Below are 23061 nucleotides of genomic sequence, written 5' to 3' on the forward strand. Positions count from 1 at the left end.
AGTGTGGAAAGTATTTTCAGCCAGGTTGCAGTCATAATAGCCGAATGAAACGTCGTTCTACCGTCCTGGTGGTGGGTGTCGTCCTCCTCTGTCTGTCCGCTGGCGCCGTCGGTCAGACCGGGTACTCGATGTCAGTCGATGATACGACGGACGTTCCTGACCGAAGTATCGAGCTGGAGGGTAGCGAATACCAAATCACGGAGATAGTCCAACGTACGTCTGGTCAATCGATTGCTGTGACCACGACAGCACCTGCTTCGGATTCCGAATACCGCGTCCGGCTTCGAAATTCCGACCTCGATCTGGTAGCGACCAGAGCGATGACGGGCGACGGTTCGGCTACAATACCGACGGATTGCGAGAGTTGTACGCCGGGAACCTACGTACTCGAGTTGGCCGTGGGAGGCGACCGGAAACTGATCAAGCCGGTCGTGATTGCAGGCTACGACGTGCAATTGGAGATCACCGATAGCGCCGACCAGGGAGATACGGTTACCGCGACGGTTACCGTCGAGGAAACCGAACTCGATAGTCAACCTGCGGCCGTCGAAGTCGCACTCGGCAACGAGGGCGGAGAAGAGCGTCGTGTCACGGCAACACGGGACTCCGGGAACACCTATACGGCCGATATATCGTTAGACGGGCTCGATACTGGCACCTATCACGTCTTCGCGGGGGCGATGAGTGATGAGTACGTGGGCGATAGCGACAAGCAAGAAGCCCTCGCTATTTCACAGAGCCAAACCCTCGAGGTAACGCAGTCGAGTGATGGGTCCACAGGTGGAGATAGTAGCGGTTCGACCGGCGGCACAGGCACGGGCGGTTCAAGTGGTTCGGATACCACGCAAACGGCAACGCCGAGCCAAAACGGCACGGCAACGGCCACACCGACCACTTCGACCCCGACGACTGAAACCCGAACTGCAACGCCGACGACCGAAACGGTGACGGCAACGGACTCCCCGACGCCAACCGATTCGGGTGTCATCACGCCGAACAATGGGACGGCCTCGCCGACCGAGAGTGATGGCGCTGCACCGACGATTCCGCTCGTCGTGGCCGTATTGTCCGTAGTCGGAATCGGGTTGCGTCGGTACGGCCGATAAACTCCGAGCCGACAGTTTCGTATTGACGGGGCCGAAAGGGTCGCCGATGGCAACACGACGACGTCTTCAGTTCATCCAAGCACAGATCGCTTGGATGCTGGCTCTCGTCGTCGTGCTCGCTGCTCTCGGCTCCCTCGAATTGGAGTTATTTTTCGTCCTCTCGCTGGTCGGCTTTCTGATGGTCATCGAACTCACGGCACCGATTGCCGTAACGCCAACGTGGCGACGGCGATTGCCGTGGTTTATCGCGATCGGTCTCATCGTGTTCGGCGTCATCGTGGTTCGGCGCATCCTCGAAATCCTCCCGCCGGGGGTGTTCGGATGAAAACCGATGCGCCGCAGGCCGCACTTGCGGCACTGGTCCTCGCGGTAGTCGTCGTGCTCCTTGTTGGCGGTGCAACCTCCGGCGTTGCGTTCGGTTCGTTCAATCCGCAATGGGACGGGACGAGCGACCTCCGAACGACCGCCGAGCAGACTGGTTCCGAACCGACCGTCATGCAGAATACGACGGAATATGTTGCGTACGGTTCGGACGATATCGCGTTCGTCCTCGCGCCGTCGCGTGAATACGACCGAACCCATACGAACCGAATCCGCGGGTTCCTCGAGCGGGGCGGGACGCTCGTTGTCGCCGACCGGGATGGCCCACACGGATCGACGCTACTGAATCGGGTCGGTGCCGATGCCCGACCCAACGGGAACGGGACCGTCCTTCGTGACGAGCGGAATTATCATCGAAGTCCTGCGTTGCCAGTCGCGACGCCCGTGGAAAACGCCTCGATCATCGCTGGCGTCGAGTCGGTGACGCTGAACCACGGGACCGCCGTCGAACCGAATGGTGCGACGCCGGTCGTCACTACGTCTGAGTTCGCCTATCTCGACAGTGATGGAAACGAATCGCTGTCGGAGAACGAGTCTTTAGCCTCGTATCCCGTCGTAACGACCGAATCGGTCGGCGACGGCCGCGTTATCGTCGTCGGCGACCCGAGTATCTTCATCAACGTCATGCAAGACGACCTTGGAAACCGAGCGTTCGTCGAAGCACTCGTCGACGATACCAACCACACCATCGTCGACGTCTCTCACGGCTCGTCACCTCCGCCACTCGTTGCCGCACTACTGGCTATTCGTGATTCGGTACTGCTGCAGATCGGACTGGGCCTTGGTGGCCTCGCAATCGTTGGGCTTATCGGCCGAATCGTCGGACGCAGAGAGCCAGCCGAGAACGCTGCCGAAGCGGACCCGCATGCGCTCTCGGAGGGGCTGAATCGACTGTACGAAGACGTCGACCGCGACCGCCTCGAACGCGTGACGAAAGGGATTATACGTACTCGTGTCGAACCCGACGACGATGAGTGACCCGGGGGCGCTGTATGACGCTATTCGCGGGGAAGTAGAGACGGTACTGATCGGCAACGAGGACATCATCGAGGGCCTGACCGTCGCGTTGCTCTCTGACGGCCACGTTTTGCTGGAAGGCGTGCCCGGCATCGCCAAAACGACCGCCGCGGCGCTCTTTGCGCGCGCCTCTGGCCTCGAACATACCCGAATTCAGATGACCCCCGACGTACTGCCTGCGGACATTACTGGCACACAGGTGTATCGGGAGCCGACCGGGGAGTTCGAAACCCGGAAGGGCCCAATCTTCTCGAACGTCGTGCTCGCCGACGAGATCAACCGGGCGACGCCGAAGACCCAGAGCGCCCTGCTGGAGGCGATGGCCGAACGGACCGTGACGATCGAGGGCGAGAGCTACGAACTGCCGTCCCCGTTCCTGCTGGTCGCCACCCAGAACCCGATCGAGATGGAGGGGACCTTCGCGCTGCCCGAAGCCCAGCGCGACCGGTTCCAACAGAAGTTGACGATGGGCCTGCCGAGCCGTGATAACGAACGCGATCTCTTGGACCGGTTCGACGAGACGCCGTCACTGGGGACGACATCGGTCGAACAGGTCGTCGAACCGGACGACATTCTGGCCGCTCGAGAGGCCGTCGATGACGTATACGTGGATGAGGCGGTCAAAGAATACGTCCTCGAACTGGTCGGCGCGACGCGAGACCACGACAGCGTCGAACACGGGGCTTCGCCGCGTGCCTCGCTGGCCTTCCTGCGAGCCGGGAAGGCACGTGCGGCGATTCACGACCGTGAGTACGTCATCCCGGATGACGTCAAATCCCTCGCCGAATCCATTCTGGTGCATCGGCTCGTTCTGCAGACCGACGCCGAAATCGGCGGAACAGCACCGGAAGACATCGTCGCGGATATTCTCACCTCCGTCAGTGCGCCGTCCGGCGCGGACTACGACGGACCGGTTCCGACTGATACCGACGAGACCGGGGCTTCAGAAGCGGATCAGAAACCGGCCCCCGACGGCGGCACCGGCGACGCGGAGTAATTACGCAGTTCGGTTGCTGACATCATCGCCCCAGCGACAGGTAACGAGCCAGTCACCGCGCTCGCCGCTGTCATCGACCTCGACAGTAACCGGTTCATCGAGTTCGACGGCCAGCGTCGCTGCGAATACGGAGGCGACGGGATGGTCGAATCGGTCAACCGGGCCGTAGGCACTACCGGAGACGGTGAGTGTCGCCCGGCCGGATTCGGCGTCAGTCTCGACACCATCGACCAATTCGAACTGCTCAACGAGGGCATCGCCGACGGTCGCCGCGATATCGCCGGGTGACTCGGGAAGCGTGCCCGCCGCATCCTCGATAGACTCGTAGAGCGGGACGCCGGTCGGCGCCAGGGAAATCCCCGGGTGGTTGCCGGCGACGAACGGCTCCGATAACGCCGCCGAGTCAGGAAGGCCGCCGCTGTCAGTCACCGAGACGTAGAGCCGGGCCGGTGCGGCATCGCCTTCCGTGGGGACGACGACGGGGTCGCCACGGAGGTCGAGGTCATCGACGATCGCGGCTTCGTTGTCCGCGAGCGTGCCGTAGATCTGTTCGCCCACCGAGGCCGCCACGAACCGCTCCGGCGTGAGGAAGTATGTGAGAATGGTCCCGAAGACGCCGGTCCCGCCGAGTGCGATGAGGACGGTCCGAAGCGACGGGAGAACGTAGGCGGCAGCGAGCGCCAAGAGCCCGACGACCAGCAGTCCGACAGCTGTGCGTCGGTACTGTCGGCGCTGGGCGGCTTCGACGGCCGTCCGAAGCCGCTCGTTTTCGGCCTCCAGCGTCTCGATTCGGGCGAGGAGTTCGGAGCGGTCGGCTTCCGTGTCGCTGGTGTCTGTCACGGATCGGTTCTCGGCATTTGGTTCGACGTCGGTGTCGGCGCTCATGCTTCGGCCTCCCCGAGCAGTCCGAGTCGAACGAGTTCGTATCGATGGAACGCGTACGCGAGGAGTGCGAACCCACCGAGGAGGACGACAGCGCCCGCCCACAGCGGTTCGGCACGCCAGATGGCCGCGAGGGCGGCCGCCGATGGGAGGAGCACCACGATCCCGACAGCCGACGTCCGGGCCGGCCACTCGATGACGAGGTCAGCGACGAACAGCGCCAACAACGAGCCCACGGCCAGCGCGTCGACGAGGCCGCTACCCGATGCCAAGATAGCCGACAGGAGACCACCGACAGCGACCGCATACGGCGTCGAAGCGAGCAGCCAGACGAGAGCGACGAGGGCGGTGATGCCGATGCTGGCGACACCGACGGTTGTCCAGAGTGCGGCCGCGACGATAACGAGAGCGCTGGCGCTGACGAGCAGGTTCGAGAGTCGGCGCCGGACCGCTGAGAGACGCGACATCTGCGTTCGGTCGTGTGATACGGCAGGGGCGGTATAGGTATATTGGTCGCTCGACGAGTCGATCTTTCATCTCGATGCCTCCGCCACGCTCACGCAGTCGAGGCGCCTTCGATGGCGGTGGCTTCTAACACGGTATCCAATCGGTCGCCCGGCGCGACCTCCATGGCGCGAACGCCCTCGAGATTGGCCAGCGTTCGTCGGAATCGCTCGAAGCCGCCGTAGCGTTCGGCCGCTCGTGGCAGCTCGGCGAGCGACCCGGGTTCGTAAAGGACGCGTGGGGCAAGAAAGACCGAGATGGGGTTATCGGCTGGTTTCGCGGCACCGACTGCGTTCCGGACGTCGGCTCGGTCGGCATCATCCGTAAACACTGCGAACTGGACGGTGCCAGAGTGATGTTGACGTGCTGACCGAACTGCAGCTGTGACCGGGTCGGCGCTGCTCGCAGCGGGCGGTCGCGCGCCGGTGTACGTCGCGAGCGTCCGCCCGAACGTCGTCTCCCGGTCAAGTTGGCGTGACCGGACCGCAAGCGGCGGTGTGCGACGTCGGCGCCCACTGTCGGATTCGGAGGTGAGGTCCGAAATAGCCTCTCGAACCCGTTCGAGGCCTCGCGTACTCGAGGTCGGTGCCACGAGTCGACGAACTCCGTCGTCGTCGATACCGAAACAGCCGACCGGATCACCGAGGGATTTCGCGGCAGCGAGATAGTTCAGGGCAGCCGCCCGAAGGTAATCCATCGCCGTTTCGCCATCGGTACCGATATCAAGGCCGCTCCGGGCGTCGATGATGAGAATCGTCGCGAGGTCGGTTTCGGCTTCGAACTCGCGGACGTGTGTCGTCGGGAGTCGAGCGGTGGCTTTCCAGTCGATTCGGTTTGCGGATTCGGCGGTGGTATACTCTCGGAGTTCCGCTGGCACGAGACCGCCTTCGCCGCGGCTCCCAGTATGCTCGCCGAACGAAGCAGCGATCGTATCTCCACCTTCACCCACATGGACGCGACGTGGACGACGCGGTTCGACGCGCAGTTGCTTTGGGGGACCGCGTGCCAGTCGCTCGGAGAACAGCCCGATTGGGTCACGAATCTCGAACTCAGGCGAGGATACTCGATGGGTGCCAGCTACCGGCGAGCGAAGGCTCACCTGAATCAAATCGCCGAACTCGTGATCCACCTCAGATTCCGAGATGAGGCCGGCAGACATCTGTGGCCGAACCGTGACGGACAGCGAGGCCGGCGTTCCGTCGACGGTGATCGAGAGCACGGCTGGGTCGTCGACGACTGTCGCTTCCCGGTCGAACGATTGGGTGACGGCCAGTGAGTCATCGAACCGCGACAGCGCATGCACGAAGGCGACCTGTGAGGCGAGCAGCCATGCGAAGACGGCCGCTGCCGGAACGAACAGAAGCGGTCGCGCAAAGAGGACGGCGGCCGCCGTGAGTACGACTCCGACGCCTGCCGTCCCCCAGAAGCGACGCGTCGGCTGCACGGCCGGGTCGTGGATGGCTGCGGGTTTGAACCTTTCCGTCGTCGCTGCACGGAAGAGTTCTTAACTGTCGGCCACTCACAGACGGCTGACTGTGTCGCGCACGCTTCGGGTGGTCGTAATTGTGGGGATCCTTCTGTTCTCCCTAGGGGTGGCCGGCGTTGCAGTGGCCGACGAACCCCAGCACGAACACCCCGATGAGACGGGCGGTGACGGCGATTTGGCGGCCGTCGAGCAATGGCTGGGCGACAACATGGGCGAGATACACGCCGACTGTTCTGAGGGAATCAGCGTCGGGAACTTCGATGCGTGCGAAGACCTCGATGAGGAGTACAAATCGTATCTTGATCGGTACGTGACGGTTGCGGGCGATGTCGACGGTGGGGAATCCGATGAACGCGCCGAGCGCTTCAACAAAACCCGCCGGCAGCAGGCCGAGCTGGCCGAGTTGATGCAGGAGTTCAACCGAACGTACGAATCGTACAAAGTAGCACGGGCTACCGGCGACGAAACGCGTGCTCGGGCGGACGCACGGGAATTGCGGCGCTTGGCGGATCGGATTCGTGAACTCGGTGGCGAGATAGCAGTAAACTTTCGAAGACTCGATAGTGCTACCAGTGCAGACTTGAACACGGCGGCAGACGAAACGGAGGCTTCGACGCGTGAGGTAGTGCTTCTAACCAACAGCATCGAACAGGAGACCTTCGAGACAACGCGAACAAACATCTCCGCCGATCGGGTTGCGACATTCCACACCCCGGCTGTCATAACTGGAACGGTTCGTAACTCGACCGGAACGCCGCTTTCGAACGCCACGGTCACGGTTTCGGGTGACGCCCTGCAGACGACCGTCCAAACGAATGCGACAGGTCAATTCCGAGCATCGTATCGGCCAACGGTGGTCGAAACAGGCACGAAGACCCTCACTGTGAACTACGTGCCCGATGATGCTGATGAGTACCTCGGTTCGAACGCGACGGCCACCGTTGAGGTTCGTCCGGTCGATTCATCGGTGACTCTCGTGAACGCTACGACGGCCGCTCGGTTCAGCGAGGCGGTCAGGGTACGTGGGCGTGTTCACTCGGGCGAACAGTCGGTGCCTGGGGTTCTCGTCGTCGTCTCCGTTGGTGACGAGGTTTTGATGACGACTCGAACCGACCAATCGGGTGCGTTCGAGGCGACGACACGCCTCCCGGCCAACATTTCAACTGGTGAGCGGACTCTCTCGGTTCGGGCGTCGGAGCCCGGACACGCGATTACGCCGTCTCGGACACGAACCTCGCTTGTGGTCTCTCCGACCTCGACGAACCTCTCCGCTAACGCCGTACCGACCGATGGTTCGAACGGCATCAGGATTACGGGAAACCTGACAGCCAGCAATACCGATACAATCGGTGAGCGGCCGCTAACGATTACCGTTGGTGGCGATGTATACAACGCCACGACGAATGTGGACGGCGAATACGCGCTGACCGTGGCCGCATCCGAGGGCCAACACGACATCGTCGTTCGCTACGACGAGGCTGGAACGAACCTTCAGCCAGCGACAGCTGATGCATTAGTAGAACTCGATAACCCTCCCGCAGATGGGGCTACCGACACTCTTGATGCTAATACCGAGACCCTCTCGTCGTTCATCCGGAATTCCCCGGTTCTCGCTGGTATCGCAGGACTACTAGTTCTGGTAGGCGCGGTTATTGGGCTGTTCGTCTGGCGCTCCCGACGTGCTGGCTTCATCGATGAACCGGACGATCCAGACGAGACGATAGTAGATGAGGGCGTCGCGACAGAAGCAGCAGAGGGGGATCAAAGCACGGCGTTACTCGATGCAGCACGGGAACAACTCGACGGATCGCCGAAGGACGCGGTTCAGGCAGCCTATGCAATGGCTCGAGCAAGGCTAGGCGGCTCGTCGACCGAGAGTACTGTCGCACGAACCCATTGGGAGTTTTATCACAGTGTCAGCGACGATCTGGATGACGAACGTGCCGCGGCGCTTCGCTCGGTGACTGAAGCTTTCGAGCAAGCGACCTTCGCCCCCGAGGGGATTGATGCCTCCGAGGCCGCCGCCGCCCTCGACGACGCCGAGCGGTGTCTCGCCGCGGGCGACGGGGGAACAACCGACTGATTTTTCCCGGGCGGTCTCATTCCGATGGATATGACACGCGGTCGGGGGCTCTGGCTGATGTTGCCGAAGCAATTGCGGAATCTTCCCGCCGATCTCACGGCCGTCCTGACCGTCGTTGCACTAACGAATCTCACTGTCTTTCTGCCTGTCCTCAACGAAACGCCGGTTCGCATTATCGTCGGACTGGCCTTCGTACTGTTTATTCCCGGCTACGCCTTCATCGCCGCGCTGTTTCCGGAGACCGGCGAAGCACCGACTCGTGACGATGAAGCCGAACGAACGGTTGCCCACGACACAGACGGGAAGAATGAGGGGCAACTCCGTGACCGTGGTATCGACGGCATCGAGCGTATCGCGCTCTCGTTCGGGCTTTCGGTCGCCATCGTTCCCCTCATCGGACTTGCGCTGAATTTCACACCGTTCGGGGTTCGGTTAGTACCGATCCTGGTAAGCCTTAGCGGCTTTACCGTTATCACGACAGCGATTGCTGCGAAACGCCGCTGGAGTCTCCCGGAAGACGAGCGGTTTCGCGTACCGTATCGTGAGTGGTACGCCGCCGGGAAGTCCGAGATATTCGCCCCGGCCTCGACCGCAGATGCGGCGCTGAACGTCGCGCTCGGTGTCGCGATGCTGGTGGCGATCTCGAGCGTCGTCTACGCGGTTGCGGTACCGCCACAGGGCGAACAGTTCACCGAGTTTTACGTCCTCTCTGAGGACAGCGACGGTGAATTAGTCGCCGACAACTATCCCGAGGAACTGGTCGCCGGTGAGCCAGCGTCGTTGCACGTCGGCATCGAGAACCGTGAGTACGAGACCATCGATTACACGGTGGTGGTCCAACTACAGGAGGTGGCAGGCGAGGGCAACGCATCTACCGTCACAAATCGTGCTGAAATCGACAGGTGGTCGACGACGCTCCCCGGCAACGAGAGTAAGATTAGCCAGCGGGAATTCGTCGTGGATGATGCAACGGCTGCAGAATTCGAAGGCGCGGACCGACGACTGGCGTTCCTGCTGTATAATGGAGCACCTCCCACCCAACCAACCCGAGAGAACTCCTATCGGAACCTCCACCTGTGGGTGAACGTGACGGCTGACGAGAGCGCGTCCTGACGAGGAGATGTTGGTTTCAGAAACGACACGACGTGACCTAGTTCTGGTGAGGGGGCCCGTCCCGGCGTCTAACATGCGTTCGTTGCTTGATTCAGACAGGACAGAAGCTCTCGGTGATCTTCTCGCCAGTCCGGAATCGAATCTCCGCCTGTGAACCGCCTCGGGGCTTGACCCCGAGGCGGTGCACGGGCACAAACCCGGGAGGCAGATCGTGTATCGGTCAGCCGTCGAGAATGATTGGTTCCTCGCGACCGTCCGTAGTCCACTTAAAGACATTAGCCGCTCCAACTGGAATACCAGGGATATGCATGGGCTAGAACATTGGTTCGGCTTCATCCGGGCCTGGATCATCGTTGGGTTGGTCATCTTCGGCCTCTGGACCTTGCTTGAGGTCATCTATCTTTCTGCGAGGAGAGAATCCCGCCGTTTACGGCGGGAGTGAAGCCGACAACGCGGATGTCAATCACGGTTGAAGACAGTTCGGATATTCACTGCCGATCTCCACTATTAAGTCGGTTTGTCTACATCGGCTATATATGGCGATTGAGGTCACTCGCACCGACGTTGGTTCTATTTTCAGCGGGCCACTCGCATCAACCAACTGAGTTTCAATAGAGCCAATTGAGACTCAACGAAGGCGTCAGTCGTAGTAACTCACGCGCTCGACGACTTCCGCGAAGGCAACGTTCTCACGTACATCGGTGATCTCGATGGCGACACGCTCGCCCTGTTCAGTATCGGGAACGATGACGACGAAACCACGCTCGATACGGGCGATACCGTCGCCTTGGTCGCCAATATCGTCAATCTCTACTCGTCGGGTTTCGCCTTCCTCGACGGGTGGTTTCTGGAGGCCACTCTCACGGCCTTGTCGAGTATCTGTGTCTTCACTCTCATCCGCTTCGTTCGATGGTGACGGAAGAATCGCCACGCGATGCGTCTCACCTTGCTGAATGTTGTCAAATCGAACTTCTTGTTCTGGTATTTCGATCAGATATGACTCATCTCGCTTTTCGATAGTGGCAGAGAACAGACAGCGAAGTTGGTCGGAAATTTCCATCAATAGTATCGTAGACGAGATACCGAGACAGAACACTTCATTCTATTGTCTGACGGATCACGGCGCTACAACGTCCTTACTGGCCGGACAGCCGGTTCACACCGGTTCCACGTTGAATTCAGGAACCCACCTGTCGGCCATTACAGGTGTTTCACGTACCACGTTGCATGACTCATCGCCTTAGATATGCACCTGAGATGTAGTTTCTTGTATTGAAATGGGTGAATTCCACCATAAATCTCTATGAGATATGGTGATGCTCGTTCTCGAGACTATCGATATCAAACTCTGTGGCGCACATATATGGCCCAATAAAATATATGCGTGGGTGGGGCATAGCGTGGTGTATGACCGACGAGCCACCATCTCCGGACGGGCCCGACGAGTTCCCCACCGAAGAGGAACTCCCGGACGAACCGGTAACTGTCGATGATATTGACCCGTTCACTGTTGATGACGGTGCCTTCGAGGACATCGATGACTTCGCAGCCGCAGAGTGGAAAGAAGATACGACTGCGGACGAGCGACTTCGAACGGTCATCAACAGAACGACCACCCCGAAATCCGCTGGCGACATCGCCGACACAGCCCTCGTCTCAGAAACAAAAGCTAGAACCTCGCTCAACAAGCTTGCCGAAGAGGGTATCGTGAGAAGCCATCAGACAGACTCCGGAAAGCTATACGAGCGAGACCCTGAGTGGCATCTCCTCAAACAGATCAGACAGCTCGCCGGGAGCGAAACGCTCGTCGATCAAATCCAGCGAATAAAACAGGAACTCGCAGGGTACAAAGCTAAATACGACTCAACCGAGCCAGAGGAACTCCTGGTTTCGGACAAGGAACTCACCCCGGAGGAACTCGACGACGTGTCTCACTGGCGGACAGCAAAACGAGAACTCACCCACCTCAGAGCCGCATACCGTCTCAAAGAGGCAAAAGAACACGCATACACCGGACCGGAATCGAGGGACAAACAGTCGGGTAAGCAGACCACGGCCCCCGATCGCGAGCAGTCCCCGCTCCAGTAATGAGGATGGGCAATGGCTCTCCAATCGATTCGGCGGCGATTGATGAGAGCGTAGAGCAGATGCGCAAGCAACTCGACAACGGAGTTGTCAACGTCCAGTTCCGGTATCAGAAAGGTCAACCGTTCAAACAGCGGGACGGAAAAGACCACAGAGCGGCACGGGTTACTGTTACCCCTGGAATCCACGAGCAGGGTGGGTATTTTGATATGCAGTGGTGGGCGAATGGAGACTACAAATACCACTATCGAGAGGAAGGACTGGAATTCAGGTTCGGGCGCGAAGTAATGAATGAAACCACCAATAAGCCAGTACGGCATTTCCATCCGCCGAGCAATCTCGACAAACACCGACAATCCTGTATCGGGATTGAACAACCACCGAGCCTTGTCACAATTGCTGTACTGAAGACGTGGTGGACAGCGGTCGAGAACGGTGACGAGACCTTGGTGAACGCACAGGACGGCTTGCCGTAGTTAGAAAACGTTAGGTAGTCAGTCGGTGTTCTTGGTCTGTCTTTGTTCTACAGGCGGAGCAGGCCGAGTGCCTCGGGGCTTGACCCCGAGGCGGTTCACTGGAACCCATAGCTTCAGAAACTCTGCCGCTCAATTCGCACGCTCGCCTTCGCGGCTTATTACGAATCTCGAGTTCCGGTATCTCGTCTTCTGAACCGGTTAGAACGAGGGCCTGTTCTCTCGCAAGGTCGTGGCTGCGCGCGCAGCGAACGGTAGTGAGCGAGCACGGAGCGGAGGGTGGGGCGGTGGGCGAGGAGTGGTGGCCGCATAAAAACGAGGGAGCCGACTCCCTCAGTCGGCCTGGACGAGCCCCGTCACGGCGTCGTCGGGCTCGACTGCGAACCGCGCTTGCCCGATATCGTGCACCTCACGCGAGTAATTCCGAATCTGGTACTGCGACGTGGGCACGACCGTCGACGCCGCCTCGACCACCTCGTCTTGCGTCAGGTGTTTCTCGGGTGTGAGCCGATCCGCGGCGTAGACGGCCGCCCCGGCCATCGCCATCCGGTGGGTGCCTGACCCGATGGCCTCACTATCGGCCACGTCCAGCAACCGCTCGCCGACACGCACCAGTTCGATCGCCGCCTCGACGTCGAGGACGGCATCCAGCGCTGCGACGACCCGATCGACCGCCCTGTCTCGCACCGGCGGCGCGTCCACGTTCGTCTCGAGTCTGACCTTCCGGGCGCCGGCACACACCCGATCCAGCGACGCCTTCGCATGACGGGCAACATCGTCCGGTTCGCGCTCGATACCGTGATTTCGCGCCGCTAGAAGCACCGCCCCGGCGGCCAGGCCTTCCCACGGCATCCGCCCACCCGGGAGTCGCTCACGCTTGGCCTGCTTTAGATATCGACCGGCATCGGTCTGGACGTGCTCGGGGAGCGCGAGGTTGGCGCCGAGCATCCCGATATCCTTCATGCCCTCGTTCAGCCGCTGGTCGCGCTTGTCATGCATCGTGAACCGCTTGTGTCGCTGCCGCAGACGCTCCATGCGATCCTTTCGCTCCGAGCTCAGCTGGTTGCCCTTCCCGTCGGTGTTGAGGAAGAAGGTTGTATGGAGGCCCTTGTCGACCCGCAACTGGTTCGTCGGCTCACACGACCACTCGCCGTTCCGACTTTTGTTATCCGGCGCGTGATCCACCAGGGTCGGCGTCCGATCCAACGTCTCGATGCTCACGACGAGTCCGCAGTCCGCACACACCGACTCATGGTCCGGCTTCCGCACGCTGCCACCGCATTCCGGACACGTCGCCTGCCACTCAGCGCCACGGACGTCGACGACAACCGCTTCATCGCTATCGTTCGTCTCCTGTTCGCCCGAATCTTCAAGTTCGATAACTCGCTTAGAACTCATTGGGTCTAATCGACCTGAAGGCGCTCGCTGAGTGCCCGACCCCGCGATGCCACTACATCGCGGGTTTTCCACGGAACCGGACCGACCAGTCACGGCTGCGCGCTCTCGCTCGCGCCTTCGCGAGCGCCCTCCTGGGCGCGAGCGAGAGCGCGCCTACGTGAGGTGCCACAATCAAGCCGCGCGCGGTGAGACCGCCCGGAACGCGCGTCCAGCGGAGTAAGCGTCGCGGGGTGAGCACCGATCGGAGCGCAGCCCCCGGCGCTTACCCGCTGGCGCGAGACCATATCCATTTCAGCCCGGAACGGCGACTGAGCGCCAGCGAGGGAGCCGCACGCCCGGAATGGTCGGTCGCGAGCGCGTGGAGGGCGGCAGCACCGAGCGCGGCGAACCGTCGGTCACACACCCGGGCAACCGTTCATTCCAGCCCCGGCCGGCTGACCCACGAGAGCGATGCTGCAAGCCCGCCGGCGAATTAACCAACACGAGGCGGGATTTTGTTGGTTAACACGCTGGGAAACAATTACCGGCGAGCGTCGGTCAGATGGGCTACCAGTGCCAGAGAGCAAGCAAGAGCGGCGGCTAAAACGGAATATTGTGGGGCCTACAGCCGTTGCTCGATGGCGTCGGCCAGGTCCTCCGCGCCACGTTGTCGATACTGCTTCATCTGTCGTCTGAGCCGACTCCGACGCAGCGTCCCCCAGTCGCCGCGCTTGATGGCGGTCTGCAACACCGTCCAGGGGATCCCGCGGGGCGGCTCGGTCCCCTCGTCGACAGGCGAGTAATCGAGCACCGTCAGATCATGAGTGTCGAGAACGCGCTGTTGGTTCTGCCAGGTGATATCGAGTTCGACGAGCGCTTCGCCGAACCCGTTGGTCGGGTCCGGGAGTGACTCGATCTCGCAGTCGGGGCACCGCAACAGATCCGGGTGCCAGACACCGATGATCGAATAACCCTCGAAGACGGTCATCGAGTCGCCGACTACACAACACTCGTACTGGACGCGCCGGTCGCAGTCGATCGCGCGCGGCGCCTCGTGGGGAATATCACAGACGACGTCGACGGAGCCGCGACCGATCGGCCAGCCGTGCAACTGGTCCGTGAGTACGGAAGCGACGTCCATAACCACTCCTTCTGAATCCATAGTAATCAATATTATTACTTGTTGAATTATAACTTGAATAGCCACTATATTAAACTGTCTGGCAGAGTGATACGTGAACCACGAGGCATGAGACCCGGGAATCCCCGCCCTGTAACGACGCGCATCGAGGCGCCGACACAGACGGGAGCGGAGACGCAGCGCTACATCGAGATCACGCCCGCCGAAACGACGCCGACCCCGCGGACGGTCCAGCGCGGCTTCAGGCGACTGTACGCGCATCTCCAGCCGGAGGATTCAGGTGGCCTACTCGGGTTGTTCGGCGACCAGCCGGCGACGCTCGAATTCCTGCTGGTCAGCGCTGGCGGCGAGGCCGCTCCGATGCGGTATCTCGTCGGGACCACGGAGAACGAGGCCGATCTGTCGGGTCTGGAGACGATCCTGCGGAGCGTCTTTCCGAACAGCTACGACCTGGACCGCGTCGAGTGCCACCCGGAGGCACTGTTGTCGCCGGCGACGACTGGGGAGGCTGACACGACGGACGATATCCACGAAAACGGACCCTATGTCGCTGGCATAAGGTTCACGCCGGACTGTGACCATCCACTGGATTGGCAGACGCGGCTGGCCACCTATGGTGATGGCGATCGACGCGACCGAGATAGCCGCCCGGAGTATCGCCGCGGCGCTCGCAGCCGGACCTCCAGGGAGGCGCGCCAGGCGGACGAAAGCGACGAGGGAACGCCACTCGCCGGACTCGCCGAGACGATGGCGACTGCCGAGTTCCCCATCGTCTATCAGGTGCTGTTGCGGCCGAAAGCCGACTGGTCGGCCGAACTCGAGGATCGACGGTTCCGCATCGAGGAGGGCCGCGATTCCGTCGCCGCGCGCGTCTTTGAGGACCTCATCGGCTCACCCGGGTATGATGAGGACGATACCGGGGAGCGTCGGCTCTCGGCGACGGCCGCCCAGCGCCTCGACGAACTCCGCGCGAAGGACGCCCGCCGCTCCTTCGAGGTGACCGCCCGCGCGGCGGTCGTCGCCCCGCCGTCGTACTGGGAGACGCCGCGGCCGGTCCACGAGACCGCTCGAAGACTCGCGACCACGCTGTCGCCGGCCGGCCACACCACACAGGACGTGACCGGCCGCATCCGCACTGACGAGGGCTTTCACGACGGCTGTGTGCCGCCCGGCCAGCGCGTCCTCGAGGCGCTCGTCGACCGCGAGCGGGCGCCGTCGCCACCCACCAGCGAACTGAAAGCCAAGTTCGGCAGCGACGCCCACGCGCTTGTCGCCGACGTTGCGGAGGCGCCCTCGCTGTGCGTCCTCGGCGGCGCGGGCTTGCCGGCGACCGCCCAGCGCGGGCTCGACCCGACGGCAAGCGAACGCACCGCGATCGTGCCGCCCGCCCCGCGGACGCTGCAGCGGTACCGCGGCGAGGGCATGTATCTCGGCCACGTCAAGGACGCCGACGGCCAGACGCAGACCGACCGGCTCGTGTTGCCGCCGGAGCTCCAGACCACGCACAGCCTGGTGCTGGGGAAATCCGGGTCCGGGAAGTCGGTTTTGGCCCAGACGGCGCTGCGCACGAACCACGCGGCAACGGATGGCCCGACGATCATCGTCGATCGGAAGGGCGACGGCCTCCCAGAGGAGTACCTCCAGACCCATTACCGGGAGTACGACGACCTCGAGGACGTCCTCTACTTCGACTGTAGCCGGCTGTTGCCCGCGCTGTCGATCCTGGATATCCGGCCGGATCTCGAGGTGGGCCGTCCTCGCGTCTCGGCCATCGAGGACCGGGCGGATTTCCTGGAGGAGGTTCTCCGGATGCGGGCGACAGAGGAGACCTACGAGCGCTCGATTCGGTCGCCGGATATCCTGCAGTATCTGCTGAAGGCGGGTTTCGACACGGTTCACGGCGACGACGTGCTCACGTACGCCGAACTGCAGGGGATGGTGACGCGGCTGCAGGACCAGCGCGAGCCGCCGGCGGCGAGCCATCCAGCGGTCGCCGACGGCCTCACGTCCGTCGCCGCGAACGCCTCCCGCTCCTTCGACGACGTGATGGAGGCCGTCAAGGCCCGCCTCGAGAAACTCCAGACCGACAGCCGCCTCTATCGCCTGTTCAACTACGCGCCGGAGGATCGTGACGGCGACATGCCGCTGTTCTCGTTCGACGAACTGCTGGATGAGGACGTCGTCATCGTCTTCGACACGAGCGACATGCGGGCGGACAGCCAGAAGGCGTTCGTACTGGTCGTCCTCGCGCAGTTGTGGGACGCATTGAAGCGCCGCGAACAGGCTCGCGGGAACAGCACGGGTCAACCGGCGGCGGCCGACGGTGGCGCAACGGACCGGCAGTCTGACGACGGTGACTCGGTGTCGGAGTCGCCCTTGGATACGGCCACCGGCAAGGATGCCCAGGCGTCGGCCGATAGCGGTGGTGAGCCGCCGCTGGTGAATCTGTTCATCGAGGAGGCGGCCGAGGTGGCGGCGTCGGATCTCGTAACGCAGTTCCTGCGGCAGGCCCGCGGCTTCAACTGTGCGGTCACGCTCGCGATGCAGTTTCCCGAACAGTTGCGTCATGAGCATCCTGAAGCCTACGAGGAGTTGCTGAACGACGTGTCGACGATCATCGCGGGCAACGTCGGCCACGACCGGCGGCTCGCAGAGCGGTTCGCGACCGACGACATGCCGGCCGACGCGGTCGCAAACCGATTACGCGCCCTCGAGAAGGGCGAATGGCTGGTGACGCTGCCGGCGCCGTTCGGTGACGCCGAGCCCCGGCCGTTCCTCATTGAATCGGCGCCGCTGCCGCCCGGCCATCCCGACGGCCCTGAGCCGCTGTCGCCGGCGCGGGAAACCGCGTTCAAGGGCGCCCTCGACGTCTGCCAGCACCGCACCGCCACGGAGTACGGTCTCCCGATTCAGCGCGACCGACCGGTCACGACCGACCACTCCGAGGCCGGCCACACTCCGGCGGATGCGATACCCGCTACAGACACGGACGCCGAGGCGGAGACGGAGCCGTCGATCCAGCTTCACGAGCTCCGGAGTGCGCTACCACACACGAAGCGCCTGCCCGAGATGCTCACGTACGACGCCGATGCCCACAGCATTAGCTGTGAGGGGTGTGGCACGAGCTATGCGGCCAGCTTTGACAAGCTCCGGGACGCCATCGAGTGCTGCAACAGCCTCGATATCGTCGATCGGGACGACATCCCGATCTGTGACGTGCCGCTGACGCTCAGCCCCGAGGACTGTCTCGACTCGCCGTATTCCGTTCAGCAGTTGCTCTTCCTGCAGGCCGTCGTTACCGCCAAACGCGGCGGCTACGACCCCGACCTGGAGTACGACCTCCGGCGGGATTCGATGGTGCGGCTCCGCGAGTACATCAGCATCGAGCAGGACGCCGTCGACGAACTCGTCGCCGACGGGCTATTGAACCGCGACGGCGACCATCCACACCGCCTGTACACGGTGACCCACGCGGGCCTGGAACTCATCGACGAGCAACGTCGGGAAGGCATCACCCACGGCGACGGTATCGGCGATCTCGGTGAATCCAGCCTTCACCGCGTCATGGTGCTTGACGGCGCGGCGTTGCTCGACCAGGAATTCGTCGACGACACCGAGTCGGCGGCCGTCGAGGTGCGGACCTACTACGAGACGGACGGCTACCGTTATGACGCGGTCGCGCTGGACAGTAGTGGCGAGATCGTCGCGGCCGTCGAGGCCGAGCGGACGAATCACGACCTGCTCGATGCCGCCCCGGAGGACTACGACAAGCTCGCCGCGGTCGATCCCGAGGCGGCGATCTGGATCGTCGAGAACCGCAGCGGCGCCCATGCCGTCCTCGAGGCGTTGAACAACCCGAACGACAACGTGCAGCGCATCGAGAAAACCTATAGCGAGTCGACTGCGCCGCGATTCTTCAAGATTGACTCGCCCGGGCTCACGGATGTCCACACGCTCGGCTACCTTCGGAATTCGGTTCTCGAGTAATCGCCTGCTTCAACGAGCTGGATGTGGCCTTTCTGAACCTTTACAGTTCATTCAGGCTATAGACCTCCTCCGCGTGAATGCGGAGGAATCCCACTACAGCAAATGAGGCTCGGAGTGGTGGGCCGGAACCCACTACCGGTAGTTAACCGGTATTCATGCAGAAAGCCGCGCCGTTCACGGCGCGGAGGATGTCACCTGTTGGTTGCTTCGGCGTACAATCAGTCATCGTCCGCAGTGTACGCTCCACCACGGCGCTTGATTCGAGCAACCACGATGCGCCGTTCGTTCTGACGGAACGTCACGGCGAGACGGAACCCTCCAACACGTACTTTCTTTCGTGGACTGTTCTGGAGTGGTTCGCCGTAATCGGGTGGGTCACGCCACGGGGAATCGACGATTTCGTCGAGTTTGTCGAGAATACGGTCTTGCTCGTGTGGGTCGAGCGCGGCGAGGTCATCCTGGGCCTTCGATGAGAGTTCCCACGTCCAGTCGCCGTCACTCATCGCCGTCCGTGCCGAACCGCTCGCGCGCCTCCTCGGCGCTCATGGTCCGCCCCTGGCGGACATCCTCTTCGGCTTCGAGGAGGGCGACGAGTTCGTCGCGGTCGAACGTCGGGAACTCGATCGCGTCGCGCAGCGTGTACCGGATGAACTCGCTCCGACTGTTGAAGCCGCGTCCCTGCCACGTCTCGTCTATCTCGTCGAGAAACGACTGGGTGACCTTGAAGTTCACCGTGACGATCTCGTCGTCGCCGTTCTCTTTTGTGGTTGCTCCAGACATACGCAAGAGTTACAGCCGTATTACCAAGTTTGTTTCGCTGGTAGAGACGGCTCCTGAAGGGCTCAATGTAGTGAAGACCGCTCCCGAGATCACGATTCCCGCAAGCAACAGGCCACTAGCCTTCCCGGCGACCTAATGCCAATCCATTTAGGCCCTCTCCTTAGCCCCGCTCACCAGCACGTATTGTCTGGATGGGTAGACCACGGGCGGGTAGGCAACGTGGCCCCCATTCGGGATCATTCCATGTCCGAGCAAGATACTGATTCAGGAACGCGTCGGCGCACAATCCTCAAAGTAGGTGGTGGCGCAATCGGGGGAGTCGCAATCAGCGGTGGGGCGCTCCTCTACAGCAGCCAGCCGGCCGCCGCAGCCACACAGGTCAACACGATGGCCACAGTGGAACTCGACTCCAACCAACAGGACGTGACAGCCGTGACGATCGCTCCTGAGATCGGCTTCCAGTGGAGCGACTTCTCCGACGGCGTGAGCCACTTCCAGCTCGACGTCGAGGTCACGACCGAGGCCGGCCTCGACGAGACAGCCATGAACAACCTGCTGCCGGATGGTGAATCAATCGACGCTAGCACCGTCAAAACGAACTGGAGTAATCAGTCGAGTAAAACCAGCGCCGTCGATGTCGTCGGGAGTAGTGAATTCATCACCGACGGCAGCAATAACAGCGATGTCTCCGACGTGACGGCCGGCAGTAATACGAGTTTCAGTGACCATGCGGGGACGGGAACGGTCAATCTCACCGAACAGGGCCTCGCCAGTAATTCGTTTTCACCGGGCCTCTATCCGCAGAACGTCGGCGACGACGTAGCCGCCGGCGCCCGAGTGACGATCAACATCACGCTCGATGTGCGGGACGAGAGCGCTAGCAGTTCGCCGAGTGAGGCGACAATCGACTACGACACGATCGAGTACGGTGTCATCGTGGACAACCCGAGCGCCAGCGGAAGCGGAGGCGATACAACCCTGAATAGTGATGCAAGCGGCGAGTGAAATCAAGCGACCTCTTCTCTACATTTCTAAAATGCTCCGATTGGAACGGTTCTGAACCCATTTCGGCGATCGATAGATAACGTGGAGATGTATCAAATGGTGTCCTCCTCTACTCCGTAACCGACGGTCGTTCTCTCCTCGCAGCTCGATCGCTATCGGATGTCAACGAGGCACGAGGTCCATAATCAGCCGCTTTGTTCGAAAGCTGGGGGTATTTCCGGATGACCCGGAGATGAACGCCTCCGAGCGAACTCCGATGGCTGGGTTCGACCGCCAGACCACACTGAGACCGGTTCGGAAACCGGTCGGAGCCCGGGGAGAGACAGCGTCAGGAGCAGCCCGGAGGGTGGAGCCGCCGATGCATGATTGATCGTCACGATAGCAGGGGGATACGCCCGTCGGCAGACCGACACAGCCACGATGAGGGCGTGCCACTCTCCGGAAACTACCCCGCCCGCGGCCAGTAACAACTCCGTATCATCACCAGAGCTGCCGCGAACACCGACTAACAACCAGTAGCGTCCGGCAGCCGACCCGACAACACCCGTGCTACGCCGCTATAATTGTGATAGCTGTGTGGGTTGTGACGATACGTACACGCCTTACTCACCACCGTCTGGAGGAAATCAAATATTGGGCCTCTACTATCTTGATTCAGCGAGAGAATCCCGCCCTTCCAGTGAGTGACGAGTGTTTCGACGCTCAGTCGGAACCGAGGAGCGATCAGGGCGGGAGTGAATCGCGTAAGCTCTGTGCAACGAACCACTCGGTTTCTCCCTGCTGAATACCTCACGTCACAAGAATTATCTGTCTTGGGTGTCTCATATTTGCTAAGGCCAAATGGAGTATCATCTGCAAACCGGGTCGCATACAGTGTACGCGCTTCAGTATCACTTCGTGACTGTCACGAAGTACCGTGCCGATATTCTCACGGATGAGCGGCTTGAGCGTGTCGCTGAAATCGCCCACGATATTGCAGACGACTTCGAGGCCGACATCAAGAACGTGGACGGAGGAACCGACCACGTTCACATCCTGTTTCGGACCAAACCAACCACAGACCTCACGAAGTTCATCAACTCGCTCAAAGGCGTCACGTCCCGACGGATTCGGTCGGAGTTTCCCGAAGTGACACAGACGCTTGAAGATGCGTTCTGGCAACCGGGATACTTCCTCGCCACGACCGGCCAAGTGAGCATTGACGTGCTGATGGACTACGTGGACGGCCAGTAGCATGACCGCAACAACCACGAAAACTCTGGAGGCGACACTCGCCCCACCGACAGCACACAAAGAGCGGAAACTGTGTGACCTGCTCGAAACCTACCGTGAGGGACTTCACGAGGCGTTCGACGCCGGGTGTGACACGATGAGCGCAACCAGCGACGTGGTGACGCCTTACGACCTACCGTATCAGGCGAAAGCGGCCCTGTGCAGCTACGTCCCGCAACTTCACGACACCTACGACGCACAGGAGTTAGACGACGACCATCCGGTTCGGCTCACCAACCAAGCCGCCGAGTTTGACCACTCGGCGGCGCGTGACTACGAGTTCACATGGTGGGCACCGCAACCCGGTCGCGGGACGAATTTCTGGATACCGCTTCGTATCAATCCCGAACAAGACGGTTTGTGGCACGACCTCGTACACGGTGACGCTTCGGCGGGACAACTCCGACTGCAACGCAACCGCACGTCGTGGACACTCCACGTCACCGTCGAGTTCCCGGTCGAACAACCGGAGTACGAACCGGCAGACGACGATGTAACACCAGTCGGCTTCGACATTGGCGAAGCACACCTGCTCGCGGGCTGTGCTTGCGAGCAGGGGGCTCCGACTGACCCACTACTCATCAACGGTGGTCGCGCCCGTCACCTTCGCAAAGAGATGTTCACGACGCTCAAGCGACTCCAAGAGCGTGACGCCGCACAGTGGCGGATAGACGAGCGATTTGACCACTACCAGAACGCACTCACTGACATCATCGAGAAGGCGTCTCGACGTGCCGTCGAGTACGCCTGTCGATTCGAGAAGCCAGTCCTCGTGCTGGAAGACCTCTCGGACATCCGCAAAGACCTCGATTACGGCGAGTGGATGAACCGACGGCTCCACGCATGGGCGTTCGCTCGGCTTCAACAGCGCATCGAGGACAAAGCACGAGAGGCGGGGCTTCCGGTCAGATACGTCCGACCGGAGTACACGAGCCAGACGTGTCACGAGTGCGGTCACATCGGGCACCGGAACGGTGACGAGTTCCGGTGCCAGAACGACGTGTGTTGGGTATCGGAGTACCACGCAGACATCAACGCGGCGGTCAACATCGCTGACCGCCACGACCCGTGGGGTGAGAGCCTGCCGCTGAAACCGGCGGGCGATGACATCTCACGGGATGGGAGCGCCTGTGACAGCGCCACGACCCACCGAGAGACGAGCGAGGAACCCTCGCAGATGACTCTCTCGACTTTCCACGGGTCGGAACCCTCTGCCAGCAACAGCGAAACGTAGCTGGTATTCCCATGCCGGGAAGCCGCGACGTTCACGGCGCGGAGGATGTCACGCTGAGGGTAGGAGGGAGTGCAGTTCGTTTTCAGCGGGTAGCAGGCAGATGTCCGCAGAGGCTGGTATGTTCGAAATCCGAGAGGC

Annotated in this window: 20 protein-coding genes; 12 read left to right on the plus strand and 8 right to left on the minus strand. The window is 61.6% G+C overall.

Going from position 1 to position 23061, the window contains the following annotated elements:
* Window positions 1–398 precede the first annotated feature (398 nt).
* From HWV23_RS15370 to HWV23_RS15385, 4 genes are read left to right on the plus strand one after another with little or no spacing between them, the layout of a single operon-like run.
* Entirely contained in the window at window positions 399–1106 is a 708-nt protein-coding gene (locus HWV23_RS15370) for a hypothetical protein (RefSeq protein ID WP_178291262.1), read from the plus strand.
* Between the two features lie 46 nt (window positions 1107–1152).
* The gene (locus HWV23_RS15375) at window positions 1153–1431 is read left to right on the plus strand and encodes a DUF8044 family membrane protein (RefSeq protein WP_178291263.1); all 279 of its coding nucleotides are present in this window, start codon (window positions 1153–1155) and stop codon (window positions 1429–1431) included.
* Window positions 1428–2465: a DUF4350 domain-containing protein gene (locus HWV23_RS15380; protein WP_178291264.1), complete on the plus strand. Its 1038-nt coding sequence runs from the start codon at window positions 1428–1430 to the stop codon at window positions 2463–2465. The genes HWV23_RS15375 and HWV23_RS15380 overlap by 4 nt, the downstream gene beginning before the upstream one ends.
* Window positions 2458–3501, plus strand: coding sequence for an AAA family ATPase (locus HWV23_RS15385; protein ID WP_178291265.1), 1044 nt, complete (start codon window positions 2458–2460; stop codon window positions 3499–3501). Before HWV23_RS15380 ends, HWV23_RS15385 begins: the two co-directional genes overlap by 8 nt.
* Here HWV23_RS15385 and HWV23_RS15390 read toward each other — a convergent pair whose 3' ends face one another.
* The 3 genes from HWV23_RS15390 to HWV23_RS15400 form a co-directional block, all read right to left on the minus strand.
* On the minus strand, window positions 3502–4386 hold the full coding sequence (locus tag HWV23_RS15390) for a DUF7982 domain-containing protein (protein ID WP_178291266.1): 885 nt from the start codon (window positions 4384–4386) through the stop codon (window positions 3502–3504).
* Complete coding sequence (locus HWV23_RS15395; protein WP_178291267.1) at window positions 4383–4850, minus strand: DUF8163 family membrane protein; 468 nt, start codon at window positions 4848–4850, stop codon at window positions 4383–4385. The genes HWV23_RS15390 and HWV23_RS15395 overlap by 4 nt, the downstream gene beginning before the upstream one ends.
* A gap of 89 nt (window positions 4851–4939) precedes the next feature.
* Window positions 4940–6331 carry a DUF58 domain-containing protein gene (locus HWV23_RS15400; RefSeq protein ID WP_178291268.1) on the minus strand — a complete coding sequence of 464 codons (1392 nt, stop codon included), beginning with the start codon at window positions 6329–6331 and terminating at the stop codon, window positions 4940–4942.
* A 91-nt stretch (window positions 6332–6422) separates the two neighbouring features.
* Between HWV23_RS15400 and HWV23_RS15405 the strand changes: the two genes are divergently transcribed.
* On the plus strand, window positions 6423–8456 hold the full coding sequence (locus HWV23_RS15405; protein ID WP_178291269.1) for a carboxypeptidase-like regulatory domain-containing protein: 2034 nt from the start codon (window positions 6423–6425) through the stop codon (window positions 8454–8456).
* A gap of 30 nt (window positions 8457–8486) precedes the next feature.
* Complete coding sequence (locus tag HWV23_RS15410) at window positions 8487–9569, plus strand: DUF1616 domain-containing protein (protein ID WP_178291270.1); 1083 nt, start codon at window positions 8487–8489, stop codon at window positions 9567–9569.
* Window positions 9570–10209: 640 nt separating this feature from the next.
* Here the strand turns inward: HWV23_RS15410 and HWV23_RS15415 are convergent.
* Window positions 10210–10629: a TRAM domain-containing protein gene (locus HWV23_RS15415; RefSeq protein WP_178291271.1), complete on the minus strand. Its 420-nt coding sequence runs from the start codon at window positions 10627–10629 to the stop codon at window positions 10210–10212.
* Between the two features lie 347 nt (window positions 10630–10976).
* On the opposite strand from HWV23_RS15415, the gene HWV23_RS15420 reads away from it, so the two are divergent.
* Together HWV23_RS15420 and HWV23_RS15425 are read left to right on the plus strand one after the other, a co-directional pair.
* Window positions 10977–11657, plus strand: a complete 681-nt coding sequence (locus tag HWV23_RS15420; RefSeq protein ID WP_211693272.1) for a winged helix-turn-helix domain-containing protein — start codon at window positions 10977–10979, stop codon at window positions 11655–11657.
* A gap of 5 nt (window positions 11658–11662) precedes the next feature.
* Window positions 11663–12130, plus strand: coding sequence for a toxin-antitoxin system TumE family protein (locus HWV23_RS15425; RefSeq protein ID WP_178291273.1), 468 nt, complete (start codon window positions 11663–11665; stop codon window positions 12128–12130).
* A gap of 330 nt (window positions 12131–12460) precedes the next feature.
* Here the strand turns inward: HWV23_RS15425 and HWV23_RS15430 are convergent, their stop codons facing one another.
* Window positions 12461–13525, minus strand: a complete 1065-nt coding sequence (locus HWV23_RS15430; RefSeq protein WP_178291274.1) for a transcription initiation factor IIB family protein — start codon at window positions 13523–13525, stop codon at window positions 12461–12463.
* 601 nt (window positions 13526–14126) lie between these two features.
* Entirely contained in the window at window positions 14127–14666 is a 540-nt protein-coding gene (locus HWV23_RS15435; RefSeq protein WP_178291275.1) for a hypothetical protein, read from the minus strand.
* 87 nt (window positions 14667–14753) lie between these two features.
* Here HWV23_RS15435 and HWV23_RS15440 point away from each other — a divergent pair, with 87 nt between their 5' ends.
* The gene (locus HWV23_RS15440; protein ID WP_178291276.1) at window positions 14754–18632 is read left to right on the plus strand and encodes a helicase HerA domain-containing protein; all 3879 of its coding nucleotides are present in this window, start codon (window positions 14754–14756) and stop codon (window positions 18630–18632) included.
* A gap of 218 nt (window positions 18633–18850) precedes the next feature.
* On the opposite strand, the gene HWV23_RS15445 is transcribed toward HWV23_RS15440, so the two are convergent.
* A complete protein-coding gene (locus tag HWV23_RS15445; RefSeq protein ID WP_178291277.1) occupies window positions 18851–19135 on the minus strand; it encodes a type II toxin-antitoxin system RelE family toxin in 285 nt (94 codons plus the stop codon).
* A complete protein-coding gene (locus HWV23_RS15450; RefSeq protein WP_178291278.1) occupies window positions 19128–19412 on the minus strand; it encodes a ribbon-helix-helix domain-containing protein in 285 nt (94 codons plus the stop codon). Before HWV23_RS15450 ends, HWV23_RS15445 begins: the two co-directional genes overlap by 8 nt.
* A 243-nt stretch (window positions 19413–19655) precedes the next feature.
* On the opposite strand from HWV23_RS15450, the gene HWV23_RS15455 reads away from it, so the two are divergent.
* The 3 genes from HWV23_RS15455 to HWV23_RS15465 all read left to right on the plus strand — a co-directional run bounded on the left by HWV23_RS15455 (window position 19656) and on the right by HWV23_RS15465 (window position 22923).
* Window positions 19656–20417, plus strand: a complete 762-nt coding sequence (locus HWV23_RS15455; RefSeq protein WP_178291279.1) for a hypothetical protein — start codon at window positions 19656–19658, stop codon at window positions 20415–20417.
* An 840-nt stretch (window positions 20418–21257) separates the two neighbouring features.
* On the plus strand, window positions 21258–21650 hold the full coding sequence (gene tnpA / locus HWV23_RS15460) for an IS200/IS605 family transposase (RefSeq protein ID WP_178291280.1): 393 nt from the start codon (window positions 21258–21260) through the stop codon (window positions 21648–21650).
* A 1-nt stretch (window position 21651) separates the two neighbouring features.
* Complete coding sequence (locus tag HWV23_RS15465; RefSeq protein WP_178291281.1) at window positions 21652–22923, plus strand: RNA-guided endonuclease TnpB family protein; 1272 nt, start codon at window positions 21652–21654, stop codon at window positions 22921–22923.
* Window positions 22924–23061: the final 138 nt, after the last annotated feature.

This window comes from Natronomonas halophila (assembly GCF_013391085.1).
Lineage (GTDB): Archaea > Halobacteriota > Halobacteria > Halobacteriales > Haloarculaceae > Natronomonas > Natronomonas halophila.

What these genes read in the sequence shown, in the direction of transcription:
- HWV23_RS15375 (WP_178291263.1), top strand. Translation starts at nt 1,153, where the DNA reads ATGGCAACACGACGACGTCTTCAGTTCATCCAAGCACAGATCGCTTGG.
- HWV23_RS15380 (WP_178291264.1), top strand. Translation starts at nt 1,428, where the DNA reads ATGAAAACCGATGCGCCGCAGGCCGCACTTGCGGCACTGGTCCTCGCG.
- HWV23_RS15385 (WP_178291265.1), top strand. Translation starts at nt 2,458, where the DNA reads ATGAGTGACCCGGGGGCGCTGTATGACGCTATTCGCGGGGAAGTAGAG.
- HWV23_RS15390 (WP_178291266.1), bottom strand. Translation starts at nt 4,386, where the DNA reads ATGAGCGCCGACACCGACGTCGAACCAAATGCCGAGAACCGATCCGTG.
- HWV23_RS15395 (WP_178291267.1), bottom strand. Translation starts at nt 4,850, where the DNA reads ATGTCGCGTCTCTCAGCGGTCCGGCGCCGACTCTCGAACCTGCTCGTC.
- HWV23_RS15410 (WP_178291270.1), top strand. Translation starts at nt 8,487, where the DNA reads ATGACACGCGGTCGGGGGCTCTGGCTGATGTTGCCGAAGCAATTGCGG.
- HWV23_RS15415 (WP_178291271.1), bottom strand. Translation starts at nt 10,629, where the DNA reads ATGGAAATTTCCGACCAACTTCGCTGTCTGTTCTCTGCCACTATCGAA.
- HWV23_RS15420 (WP_211693272.1), top strand. Translation starts at nt 10,977, where the DNA reads ATGACCGACGAGCCACCATCTCCGGACGGGCCCGACGAGTTCCCCACC.
- HWV23_RS15425 (WP_178291273.1), top strand. Translation starts at nt 11,663, where the DNA reads ATGGGCAATGGCTCTCCAATCGATTCGGCGGCGATTGATGAGAGCGTA.
- HWV23_RS15430 (WP_178291274.1), bottom strand. Translation starts at nt 13,525, where the DNA reads ATGAGTTCTAAGCGAGTTATCGAACTTGAAGATTCGGGCGAACAGGAG.
- HWV23_RS15435 (WP_178291275.1), bottom strand. Translation starts at nt 14,666, where the DNA reads ATGGATTCAGAAGGAGTGGTTATGGACGTCGCTTCCGTACTCACGGAC.
- HWV23_RS15440 (WP_178291276.1), top strand. Translation starts at nt 14,754, where the DNA reads ATGAGACCCGGGAATCCCCGCCCTGTAACGACGCGCATCGAGGCGCCG.
- HWV23_RS15445 (WP_178291277.1), bottom strand. Translation starts at nt 19,135, where the DNA reads ATGAGTGACGGCGACTGGACGTGGGAACTCTCATCGAAGGCCCAGGAT.
- HWV23_RS15450 (WP_178291278.1), bottom strand. Translation starts at nt 19,412, where the DNA reads ATGTCTGGAGCAACCACAAAAGAGAACGGCGACGACGAGATCGTCACG.
- HWV23_RS15455 (WP_178291279.1), top strand. Translation starts at nt 19,656, where the DNA reads ATGTCCGAGCAAGATACTGATTCAGGAACGCGTCGGCGCACAATCCTC.
- tnpA (WP_178291280.1), top strand. Translation starts at nt 21,258, where the DNA reads ATGGAGTATCATCTGCAAACCGGGTCGCATACAGTGTACGCGCTTCAG.
- HWV23_RS15465 (WP_178291281.1), top strand. Translation starts at nt 21,652, where the DNA reads ATGACCGCAACAACCACGAAAACTCTGGAGGCGACACTCGCCCCACCG.